The following is a 10,547-nucleotide window of genomic DNA, read 5'->3' on the forward strand; positions in this document are numbered from 1 at the left end:
TCAGGTAAAGTAATTCTGACAAAAAACAGAATCATATTCTGAATCAAGTCCTTCTAAAGGAGGAAACTAGTATGAGAAACAGCGGCATTCGTTGGTGTAAAAAATTGTACTTTTAAAATATATTCATGCAATAAGATGGGGGTACTCAGTGGTTTTACCCATCGATAGTCCGTAAAATACCTTACTTTACGATCAATCAAGTGTCGCAATATGTATCATAAAATCAATAAAATGTTTCAATTGTTAGATAATACGCAAAAAAAGTCGGCTAGCAAACGTTTTCGTTTTGAAGTATTCAAAAAATTAAGAAATAATACTTTTCTTATATTCAATTTAGTCTCAATATTTTTTATTTAAGATTTGGTTAACGATATTTGTAGCTGACTTAAGGACAAAATTCGATTTTGCCTACTAGTCTTTGATGTTAAACTGTAAACTATAAGCTTTATGAAAAAAGGATTACTTCTTGCCGCCATGTTCGTTGGACTGTCTTTTGCGGGATACTCGCAGGAGTCGGATGTATTCTCTTTTAACTTTGTGGAAGACAAGCTGGATGACAGCAATGTAAATATGGCCGCTGTTGGCGGGCACTATCTTGGGTCAGACATCGCAGTGAAGCTGGAGCTTCTTAAAGACTCTTACACTTGGAAAGAAGAAGGCACTCCAAATAGCCCGACTACCAAAACTGTTGTTGAAAAGCCAGCGATTTACTACTCTCTTAAGAAACTTGATAAGTACTACAAGAAAGCTATAAAGAAGGGTGATGTGACTGAAGAAGCTGCAAGAGACGAATTTGTTAAAGCTCTTGACATCGCTTTGTTCATCAGATACCAGGAAACTGCCGCTTTCGAAGACAAGCTTAGAGAGCTAAAAGAAGAATCAGACATTGCTCTACTTTACACCAAGAAGGTTAAATTGGAGTTCTAAAACATTTAAGATAACCTGTAAGAGGGTTTTACTACTATCGATCAATCGTAGACAAAGGGGTGAATGCCCCTTTGTTCATTTACAGCCGCCTGGCATCTTTTAGTATGAAACTGAGCTGGTAAACATCATCAGCATCGAGCTCAAGCGTTCCTTCAAAAGTTAGCTCATCATCCATTTTCAGCCCTTCCAACTTGTTCGATGGAAATACCATCATCACCGACTCAGGCCCTGCTTCACCACAGAAAAAGCAGGTTGCCATTGGATATCTTGACAGCACTATTCCGCTGGACGAGAGGTCAATGGGAAGGTAATAGCCTTTGACGATATACTTCTTCCCCTCCATTCTAAGTAGCTCATCGCCAAATTGAGGAACATAGAACGACGCTTTCTCTTCATCGATATACTTACTTTCAAATCTCACTCCTTCAAAGACTTTCCAGAGGTTTGGACTCTGAAGCGGCGATACCAAAAGGATGACGCCCAAAAATAGCTGCAACATAAGGGTAATGTGGTTACTCCGGCAAAGATAGGCATCAACTTCGTGGCGCTAGCCCCACTAAAATAAAAAGGCAGGAAGGTAAAAACCATCCTGCCTAGTTCGTATTAGTCCTTTAACTTTGATTTATACCATTGCTTTGTCCTTGGCATTGATGTTTTCAGAAACGATCTGACCATCGAACAAGTGAATGATTCTGTGAGCATATTCTGCGTCTATAGGAGAGTGAGTCACCATAATTACTGTAGTTCCTCCCTCGTTCAAATCGCTCAGCAAGTTCATAACTTCCTGGCCATTGGCAGAGTCAAGGTTTCCAGTAGGCTCATCCGCAAGAATCAGCTTAGGTTTTGCTACCACTGCTCTCGAAATCGCCACACGCTGCTGCTGACCACCTGAAAGCTGCTGAGGGAAGTGGTTCTTTCTGTGCATGATCTTCATCGACTCCATTACTTCTTCTACCCTCTTCTTGCGCTCAGCTGCAGAATATTTTAGGTAAATAAGCGGAAGTTCAATGTTTTCATACACTGTGAGTTCGTCGATCAGGTTGAAGCTTTGGAACACAAATCCAATATTAGCTTTTCTCAAATCCGCTCTTTGGCGTTCCGAGTGCTTCGAAATCTCCTGACCCATGAAGTGGAAATCGCCTTCAGACGGGTTGTCAAGCAGGCCAATGATGTTAAGCAAAGTTGACTTACCGCAACCAGACGGGCCCATGATAGCTACAAATTCGCTCTCACGTACTTCAAGATTAACTCCAGCTAAGGCAGTTGTTTCAATCTCATCTGTGTAGTAGAACTTTTTCAGTCCTACTGTTTTAATGACAGTTTTAGCATTTTCCATATGTATATGGTTAGAATATTGGTTTATTTTATTTAAAAACTAATCGATCCTTATCCTGATAACCCTCGTAGGAAGAGACAACAACTTTCTCTCCTGGTTGCAACCCTTCTAACACCTCGTAGAACCGTGGGTTCTGACGTCCCAATCTAATGTTTCTGCGTGTAGCAAAATCGCCGCTCGCATCCACTACAAATATCCAATTGCCACCTGTGGTTTGATAAAAACTTCCTCTTGGAATCTGTATTGCCTGAATATTCTCGCTCAACTGCAAGCGAATCTGAAGGGTTTGTCCTCTTCTTATGCCGTCCGGCACGTCTCCTTCAAAATACATATCCACCTCAAACAGACCATTTCTTACTTCGCCGTAGTTCTTCATGATTGTGAGCTCATATGTCCCTCCTGCAAAGTCGAATGTGCCTTTCAGCCCTTCGTATATTCTGGCCAGGTAGTGCTCATCAATTTGCGCCCTTACCTTAAACCCATTCGTGTCATCAATCTGGCCGATGTTTTGACCTGGAGAAATTGACTCACCCACTTCACCATTCACAGTTGACAAACGGCCCGAAATTGGGGCCCTTATGTACAAATTCTCCAGGTTCTGGCGAATCATGTTAAGGTTGTTGTTTGTTCTCTGCAGCAATGCCTGGGAGTTGTTGATAGTGTTTTCAGCGTTCAAAGAGTCTACCTTCTGAGACTTAACTTCAACAACCCTTGTTTTAATCAGCCTTTCATAGTCAAGCTTAGCTCTCAAAAACTCTTGTTCAGAGATTACTTTCTCCTTGAAAAGCTGCTCGCTTCTCTCATAAAGATCCTTTGCCTGAGCAATCTGGTAGTCGAGCGTAATCAGCGTGCGCTGCAGCTGAAACAGACTCTGCTGCATCTGCAACCTCGTGTTTTGTAGCTGGTTCATCAAGATGAACGCCTGAGTTTCCTCCCTTATGAAGCTTTGCAACAAATTATTGTTGGTCAGCTTTAAAATAGTATCACCCTTTTCTACCTGAATACCACCTTCGTAATATTTCTTCTCAATAATACCACCCTCTATCGCATCCAATCGGATAGTCTTGATAGGCATGACCTGCCCATCGACAGGGATAAACTCCCTGAATTCTCCGTTCTGTACTTCAGCTACGTTTATTTTATCAACAGACACATTGAGCTTGGAGCTTCGGTCTGCAAAAACAAAACTGTAAATAACGAAAAGTACAAATGCGCCACTAAGCCCATAAATGGCGACTTTCTTGAGAGTAAACGTTTTCTTTTTAATTACACGATCCATTTGCTAAGATATTTCAAGTCCGTGCCAGTATCTCCAACAAAAATGCCACAAATTATAAAATGCTGATTATTAATGAATTACGGTTTGATTGGTTTTGCGAAATAGTTCGATTATGTACACTTAGGGGCAGTGGGTGTTCGCTATTGAGCAAAACGAGAGGCTTAAAGAACGGGCAAAAAAAAAGATTCAGGCATTCGCCTGAATCTCAAGGTCAAAAACTCAAAATAAAAAGGACTAATCAAATCTTAATCCACAACAACACACGAATATAAAACAATCGGCTCTAAAATAAAATTCCTTCTCCCTAAATTTTGAATTTTTAGTCATGTGGCTTTAGTCATTTGCCAAACCGCCTTTGTGGCACAAATACGCTTAAAGTCTGGCTCAGCATTGAAAAGTGGCGTACTGCTGAGATGTACCTCTCCAGACATTTTCTAAAAAAAGCCTCCTTTCGGCTCTCTGAGGCTTTGATGTTAAAAAAGGTACAGAAACTAAAGGTTGTTGATGATACTGGCAGTATTTTTGTATCTGTACTGTGAAAGCACACTACTTTTATGAAACTACGGATATCAAAACGATTCATTTTACTGCTGGGATTTGTCCTGGCACTACTGGCCATTTATTCAGGCGGCCTGGTGACGGCACAACCAATGCAGGATCAAAATGGTGCAGCCAGTTTAGATTCCGGTCGGGTTTCTAACAAAGTTCGTTCGCAAATTGTGGAGCAGGCGGTCAGCCATAAGGGGCTGATTACCGATTCAAGGCTTGACTTTTCGCTTACCCCTACAGGCAGAAGTGAATTCGAACTGGCATTCGAAAACCCCTACAAATACCCGGTGAAGATCAAGATTTACAATATTATAGGTAATCTGATAGCCGAAGAGGAAGCAAAACCAGGGGCTTCTTTTACCAAAAAGTATAATTTTTCTGACGAGAAAATGAGGCTGTTTGTTGTTGAGGTGGGCAACCAGAAGCACAACCTTACCAAGAAGGTGACCACCATATAAAAAGTAAGCCCCGTATTTCTACAGGGCTTTTAGTCGTATTAATGGTTCAAGTTAAACGGGCCACTCAGCCTATCTCGACCAACTCTATTTGAAAAGTAAGGTCTTTGCCAGCCAGAGGGTGGTTTGCATCCAACACAATTTTGTCTGGCTCAACGGCGGTAACAACCACGGGCCGTGATTTATCTCCATCGTTGATAGCGAGCTGCATTCCAATTTCCGGCTTTATGTCAGCAGGCACCTGGGCTATTGGAACTTCCACCAAAAGCTCGTCGCTCCTTTCACCATATGCTTCTTTGCTGGGGATGTTTGCTTCCCTTACTTCACCAAGAGCCATTCCGAGCACGGCTTGTTCAAAACCTGGGATCATTTGGCCCTGTCCTAAAGTGAAGGCAAGAGGATCACGACCTTCCGAAGAGTCGAATACCGACCCGTCTTCCAACTTTCCTGTATAATGTACTTTTACCGGATGTCCATTTTTTGCTACTGACATGTCTTCCTTTTTTCTGTTTGCTAATTCTTTATGATTTAATTCAAAGGTATGGAAATATGGTTTTGATGAAAATCTATGCCGGGTAATGTTATGATTATGGACAGAAAATGTTCATATTCGTACATAAAAACCCCTTTAAAACTTCCTAACATTTTAATAATCAGCACTTTTACCTTTGGCACAGTACTGGTTATGTATTTAACAGAGCGGATAACTACAACTTATGGAATCAGATAAAGAACTTGGAAAGATATTAATCATTGATGACGACGAAGATGTGCTGCTTGCAGCCAAAATGCTGCTCAGGAAGCATGCGGAAAACGTGATCATAGAAAAAAACCCAAAGAAAATACCGTTTCTGCTCAACAACGACACCTACGATGTTATCCTTCTGGATATGAATTTCAGCAAGGACATAACCAGTGGAAAAGAAGGCTTTTATTGGCTGGAGCAAATACTTGAACGGGAGCCAACGGCCGTGGTCATTCTTATCACTGCTTTTGGCGACGTAGAAATGGCTGTGAAGGCACTTAAGGAAGGGGCTACTGATTTTGTGTTGAAGCCATGGCAAAATGAGAAGCTGATTGCTACGCTTTCTTCGGCAGCAAAGCTGAAAAAATCAAGAAATGAGGTTACGCAGCTAAAACAGGCAAAGCAGGCGCTCGAAGAAGGAATCAATCAGCCTTTTAAGGACATTATCGGGGAAAGCGATGCGATCAAGCAGGTATTTAACATCATTGACAAAGTGGCCCAAACGGATGCCAATGTCCTTATCCTCGGCGAGAACGGAACCGGGAAAGAGCTTATAGCCCGGGCACTCCACCAAAAGTCGCTGAGAAAAGACAAGGTGTTTATCGGGGTTGACATGGGCGCCATTACGGAAACACTGTTTGAAAGCGAGCTTTTTGGCCATAAAAAAGGTGCTTTCACCGATGCCAAAGACGACAGGGCTGGGAGGTTTGAGGCTGCGAACGGAGGCTCGTTATTTCTGGATGAAATTGGAAACCTGAGCATGCAGCTTCAGAGCAAGCTGCTGACTGTGCTGCAAAAAAGAGAGGTAGTTCGGCTTGGTACCAACAAGTCCATTCCTGTGGACATCCGCCTGATCAGTGCCACAAATATGCCTATTTACGAAATGGTGGAAGAGAGCACGTTTCGTCAAGATCTGCTTTATCGGATCAATACTGTTGAAATACACCTCCCGTCGCTAAGAGAAAGAATGGACGATATTCCGCTGCTTTGCGACCACTTTATCAAGATGTATTGCGGCAAGTACCGAAAGCCAATCAAAAAAATGTCGCCGATCGCACTCAAGAAGCTGCAGAAATACCAGTGGCCTGGTAATATCAGGGAGCTGCAACATGCCCTGGAAAGAGCCATTATCATGAGCGACTCCAATATGCTGTCGCCTGACGATTTTTTCTTTTTGAATCAGAAGGCCGAGAGCAAAGCAGAAAGTGAGCCCGAAACGTTCAATTTGGACGATGTAGAAAAGTCGGTGATTCAAAAGGCCATTAACCGGCACGGAGGGAATATTTCAAAGGCAGCCAAGGAACTTGGATTAACAAGGGCTTCCCTTTACAGAAGAATGGAGAAGCATGGCCTTTAAGAGCTTCAAAGCTGCTTTGATTATTAGGGTTGTGCTGCTGATTGGCTCAATCTTCCTGCTTACACACTTGTATTACAACGATTCCTATGACCTGACCAAAGCGTTGGTTATCGGAATGATTGGCTATCAGGTATATGCCCTTTTCCACTACCTGGACAAGTCAAACAGGGAGATTGCCAACTTTCTCAGCTCCATTCAATACGACGACTTCTCCAACACCTATACATACAGAAACACCGGTGGGTCCATTGACTTGCTTTATGAGCAATTCAATAATGTAATGAAAAAATTCAGGGACATCAGAGCCGAAAAGGAAGCGCAGTACACTTATTACAAAACCATCGTTCAGCACGTGGGCATTGGCATCATCACGTTTGATAAGCATGGCGAAATTCAGATGCTCAATACCGCCGCCAAAAACCTGCTCCAGATTGGGCAAATAAAAAATATTTCGAACCTGAAAAGCATTAGCCAGGTACTTGTTGATGGGTTTTTTATGCTAAAAACAGGTGGCAGAGACCTGATAAAAATCGAGCGCAATGGGGAGGAAGTGCAGTTGGCCATTTATGCCATAGAGCTGACCATGCGGGGCGAGGAGTTCAAGCTTATTTCGCTTCAGAACATCAAAAGTGAGTTGGAAGAAAAGGAAATGGAGGCCTGGCAGAACCTGATCAGGGTACTGACGCACGAGATTATGAACAGCGTAACACCCATTTCCTCGCTTGCGGGCACGGTAGAGTCGGAGCTTGGCCACCAGCTGAAAAATGGTGATGACGTGAACAGGATCACCAATGAAGAAATTCAGGACTTATACCTGGCTGTGCAAACTATTCACCGCAGAAGTGACAGCTTGATTAAGTTCGTTTCTGATTTCAGAAACCTGACGAGGCTCACCATGCCCAAGCTGGCCCAAACCAAGGTGCGTGACCTACTCGACCATGTGCTCATGCTTTTAAAATATGAAATAGAGCGGGGAGAAATAAAACTCACTTACAAGGTAGAGCCCAAGAATCTTGAAGTACTGGTGGACAAAGAACAAATTGAGCAGGTATTGATCAACCTGGTGAAAAATGCTATTCAAGCGCTGGAGGAAAACGATGAAATGGACAAGGAAAAACTTTTGATCATTTCGGCCAACGGACTTGAAAATAACAGCGTGTCAATTTCCATTACCGACAATGGTCCTGGCATTGAAGAAGATGCGCTCAAAAAGATATTTATCCCCTTCTTTACTACCAAAAAAAGTGGCTCGGGCATTGGTTTAAGTTTGTCGAAACAGATCATGAGGCAGCACAAGGGGTCGATCTCAGTGAAGTCTGTCATCAACCAGGGCACTGAGTTTGTGCTGAGGTTTAGCTAATCCAAAAATCTCATTTTCAGTTTCGTTTTTGCTCCATAATGGATAGATTTACTATTCACCCTAACTGAAATGGGAAGCACACTGGAGACCGTACGTTCTATTTTAGCTGACAAGCTGGCCTGCCCATTGTCGAAAGTAACGCCTGATGCGTCTTTCTACAAAGACCTCGGGATAGACTCACTGGACTATGCGGAGTTGGTAATGGAACTGGAAAGAGAGTTTGATATTACCATTCCCAGTTCAGAAGCCTCAAGAATTACCACAGTTAGCCAGGTAATTGACTATATCAACCGCCGGATCAAGGCCTGCAAAGGGCTCTCAAATTATTGATTTGATAAAGTGCACATAAAAGTGCAGTAATTGCTCAACCCTACCTTTGAGGAAAGGTGGGAGTGTGAAGGATTATTATAAAACCATTGTTCTGTCTGATATTCACCTGGGCCGCAGAGGCTCCAGACACAAAGATGTGATCAGTTTTTTAAAACAGAGCATTTGTGAGAACCTGATTTTAAACGGCGACATTGTTGACCGGTTTAGTTACAATAAACCAGAGCTTTGGAAAAAAAGACACTGGAGGTTTATAAAAGCACTTTCTCAAAAGGTAGCCGAGCATAACACCACCATCGCATTTATTAAAGGCAATAGCGACGAGCTGCCGAACGACCTGCTTCCACTCGAAATAGGAGCATTGAAACTGGTGGATAGAGTGGAGTACGAGTCAAATGGCAAGAAATTTCTTGTCGTTCACGGCGACATTTTCGACACCTATAAGGGGCAATTCAGGTGGCTTGCCAGCCTTGGCAAAAAAACCCATGGCCTGCTCTTTTGGTTTCACCATCAGGTGCACAAGCTAAGAGCTGCGGTTGGTGTAAGGAATATGCCCTTCTCTGAAAAGGTGAATAGCAGATTGCCAATAGCGAGTCGGTTTATCGAAATTTACGAGCAATCGCTTTGTCAGTTCGCTAAAAATGGAGGCTACGATGGTATTATCTGTGGGCATTTGCATATTCCAGCTATTAAGACCATCAATGGGATGGTATATATGAATTCAGGCGACTGGCTTTCATCCGGATCTGCCCTGGTTGAATATCCCAACGGCGAATGGAAACATGTGTTCTACACCGAATCTCAAAGAGCTTTGTATGAAGAACTGGAAAATGAAGAAAAAGGCTTGAATTACTTAAACATTTATCCTTCTTTGAGGGGTGGATTTCTAAATCTGTAATTTTAGGTCACTTCCTGAATGCCAACCAGTCCAAAAAGGTTTCTTTTTATTGTCCAGGGTGAAGGGCGTGGTCATATGACGCAGGCCATTTCATTGTTTGAAATGCTAACGGCTGCCGGCCAAGAAGTTGTGCATGTAGTAGTTGGGAGAAGCTCCCGGCGAGAAATGCCTTCTTTTTTTCAAAACAGAATTACCTGCCCACTCACCGGTATCTCCAGTCCAAATTTTGTAGCAGACAAAAACAACAAATCGGTAAAAATAGGACCTACAATCACTCATAACCTGGTCCATTTTTCGAACTATGTGCAGAGCCTAAAAATGCTTAACAACATAGTTAAAGAGACAAAGCCGGACGTAATTATTAACTTCTACGATTTCCTTGGTGGCCTATATAATGGACTTTACAAGCCAAAGGCCGAATACATATGCATTGGCCATCAATATCTGGCTTATCACAATTACTTTCCGTTCCCAAATAAACAAGGCTTTAACAAGAACTTGTTGCTTAACAACAACAAGCTGACCGCCTGGGGGGCTAAAAAGCTCCTAGCTTTGTCATTTGCTGCCTACCCTGAAGACAAAAAAAGTGGTGTGGTGGTAGTTCCGCCGTTGCTCAGGAAAGAAGTGATGAAGCTTGAACCGACGGAAGGCGACTTCATTCTCACCTATATGGTAAATGATGGATACAGCAAAGAAATAGAGTCATGGCATGCCGGCAACCCGTCGGTAAAGGTTCAATCGTTTTGGGACAAAAAAGGAATGCCAAATCCTCATCGTGTAGACGACACGCTCACTTTCCATCAGTTGAGCGACACCATGTTTCTCCAGCTTATGAGCCAGTGCAAAGCATATGTGAGCACGGCAGGTTTCGAGTCTATTTGCGAGGCCATGTACCTTGGAAAGCCCGTGATGATGGTGCCTGTGCAGGGCCATTATGAGCAGGCCTGCAATGCACTGGATGCTGTTCAGGCGGGGGCTGGCGTCAGTTCGGAGTCGTTTAACCTCACGAAGGTCATCGACTATCTACCTAATCATCAACCGATAGTGGGCAAGTTCAGAGAGTGGACGGATCGTTGTGAAGAGCTTATTTTACAGGAGCTGCTGGGCTAGATTTTTTTTGAATTACACTGTCTTTGGTAACCGCTGGACAAAACTTTAGTAAAGATAAACACCCATCCCTTTGCCCAGCACCACCTCTACATGTTCGTCTATTGTGGTGGACAGCTCGAAGCCTTTGTAGTTGGCACTAATAGGAAATCTTTTCCTGACTTCATCATTTTGCTCTCAAAAAAGTCAAAAGGTTTGTTATTTTAA

At 42.9% G+C, this 10,547-nt stretch carries 11 protein-coding genes and 1 pseudogene; 7 read left to right on the plus strand and 5 right to left on the minus strand.

From position 1 onward, the window contains the following. Positions 1-447: 447 nt before the first annotated feature. The gene (locus AAC052_RS17685) at positions 448-927 is read left to right on the plus strand and encodes a hypothetical protein (RefSeq protein WP_317488313.1); all 480 of its coding nucleotides are present in this window, start codon (positions 448-450) and stop codon (positions 925-927) included. A gap of 79 nt (positions 928-1,006) precedes the next feature. Here the strand turns inward: AAC052_RS17685 and AAC052_RS17690 are convergent, their stop codons facing one another. The 3 genes from AAC052_RS17690 to AAC052_RS17700 form a co-directional block, all read right to left on the minus strand. Then, positions 1,007-1,426 (minus strand): hypothetical protein, encoded by a 420-nt coding sequence (locus AAC052_RS17690; protein ID WP_339814845.1) that lies wholly within the window; start codon positions 1,424-1,426, stop codon positions 1,007-1,009. A 123-nt stretch (positions 1,427-1,549) separates the two neighbouring features. Next, on the minus strand, positions 1,550-2,263 hold the full coding sequence (locus AAC052_RS17695) for an ABC transporter ATP-binding protein (protein WP_152001035.1): 714 nt from the start codon (positions 2,261-2,263) through the stop codon (positions 1,550-1,552). A 28-nt stretch (positions 2,264-2,291) separates the two neighbouring features. Then, positions 2,292-3,542 carry an efflux RND transporter periplasmic adaptor subunit gene (locus tag AAC052_RS17700; RefSeq protein WP_317488315.1) on the minus strand — a complete coding sequence of 417 codons (1,251 nt, stop codon included), beginning with the start codon at positions 3,540-3,542 and terminating at the stop codon, positions 2,292-2,294. Between the two features lie 554 nt (positions 3,543-4,096). Here AAC052_RS17700 and AAC052_RS17705 point away from each other — a divergent pair. Then, entirely contained in the window at positions 4,097-4,549 is a 453-nt protein-coding gene (locus AAC052_RS17705) for a hypothetical protein (protein ID WP_317488316.1), read from the plus strand. Positions 4,550-4,613: 64 nt separating this feature from the next. Here AAC052_RS17705 and AAC052_RS17710 read toward each other — a convergent pair whose 3' ends face one another. Beyond that, positions 4,614-5,039 carry a peptidylprolyl isomerase gene (locus AAC052_RS17710; RefSeq protein ID WP_317488317.1) on the minus strand — a complete coding sequence of 142 codons (426 nt, stop codon included), beginning with the start codon at positions 5,037-5,039 and terminating at the stop codon, positions 4,614-4,616. Between the two features lie 223 nt (positions 5,040-5,262). On the opposite strand from AAC052_RS17710, the gene AAC052_RS17715 reads away from it, so the two are divergent. From AAC052_RS17715 to AAC052_RS17735, 5 genes are all read left to right on the plus strand, one after another. After that, a complete protein-coding gene (locus AAC052_RS17715) occupies positions 5,263-6,648 on the plus strand; it encodes a sigma-54 dependent transcriptional regulator (RefSeq protein ID WP_317488318.1) in 1,386 nt (461 codons plus the stop codon). Then, positions 6,638-8,008: an ATP-binding protein gene (locus tag AAC052_RS17720; protein ID WP_317488319.1), complete on the plus strand. Its 1,371-nt coding sequence runs from the start codon at positions 6,638-6,640 to the stop codon at positions 8,006-8,008. Before AAC052_RS17715 ends, AAC052_RS17720 begins: the two co-directional genes overlap by 11 nt. Positions 8,009-8,077: 69 nt before the next feature. After that, positions 8,078-8,338 carry an acyl carrier protein gene (gene acpP / locus AAC052_RS17725; RefSeq protein WP_152001041.1) on the plus strand — a complete coding sequence of 87 codons (261 nt, stop codon included), beginning with the start codon at positions 8,078-8,080 and terminating at the stop codon, positions 8,336-8,338. Positions 8,339-8,402: 64 nt separating this feature from the next. Further along, positions 8,403-9,233, plus strand: coding sequence for a UDP-2,3-diacylglucosamine diphosphatase (locus AAC052_RS17730; protein ID WP_339814847.1), 831 nt, complete (start codon positions 8,403-8,405; stop codon positions 9,231-9,233). An 18-nt stretch (positions 9,234-9,251) separates the two neighbouring features. Then, positions 9,252-10,343, plus strand: a complete 1,092-nt coding sequence (locus tag AAC052_RS17735) for a glycosyltransferase family protein (protein WP_339814848.1) — start codon at positions 9,252-9,254, stop codon at positions 10,341-10,343. A 45-nt stretch (positions 10,344-10,388) separates the two neighbouring features. On the opposite strand, the pseudogene AAC052_RS17740 reads toward AAC052_RS17735, so the two are convergent. After that, positions 10,389-10,493 (minus strand): annotated as a pseudogene (locus AAC052_RS17740) (phosphoribosyltransferase); the annotation flags it as partial. Positions 10,494-10,547 lie beyond the last annotated feature (54 nt).

It is taken from the genome of uncultured Imperialibacter sp., assembly GCF_963974565.1.
GTDB lineage: Bacteria > Bacteroidota > Bacteroidia > Cytophagales > Cyclobacteriaceae > Imperialibacter > Imperialibacter roseus.

Excerpts from the sequence above, each read along its gene's own strand:
- AAC052_RS17685 (WP_317488313.1), top strand. The coding sequence starts at position 448 with ATGAAAAAAGGATTACTTCTTGCCGCCATGTTCGTTGGACTGTCTTTT.
- AAC052_RS17690 (WP_339814845.1), bottom strand. The coding sequence starts at position 1,426 with ATGTTGCAGCTATTTTTGGGCGTCATCCTTTTGGTATCGCCGCTTCAG.
- AAC052_RS17695 (WP_152001035.1), bottom strand. The coding sequence starts at position 2,263 with ATGGAAAATGCTAAAACTGTCATTAAAACAGTAGGACTGAAAAAGTTC.
- AAC052_RS17700 (WP_317488315.1), bottom strand. The coding sequence starts at position 3,542 with ATGGATCGTGTAATTAAAAAGAAAACGTTTACTCTCAAGAAAGTCGCC.
- AAC052_RS17705 (WP_317488316.1), top strand. The coding sequence starts at position 4,097 with ATGAAACTACGGATATCAAAACGATTCATTTTACTGCTGGGATTTGTC.
- AAC052_RS17710 (WP_317488317.1), bottom strand. The coding sequence starts at position 5,039 with ATGTCAGTAGCAAAAAATGGACATCCGGTAAAAGTACATTATACAGGA.
- AAC052_RS17715 (WP_317488318.1), top strand. The coding sequence starts at position 5,263 with ATGGAATCAGATAAAGAACTTGGAAAGATATTAATCATTGATGACGAC.
- AAC052_RS17720 (WP_317488319.1), top strand. The coding sequence starts at position 6,638 with ATGGCCTTTAAGAGCTTCAAAGCTGCTTTGATTATTAGGGTTGTGCTG.
- acpP (WP_152001041.1), top strand. The coding sequence starts at position 8,078 with ATGGGAAGCACACTGGAGACCGTACGTTCTATTTTAGCTGACAAGCTG.
- AAC052_RS17735 (WP_339814848.1), top strand. The coding sequence starts at position 9,252 with ATGCCAACCAGTCCAAAAAGGTTTCTTTTTATTGTCCAGGGTGAAGGG.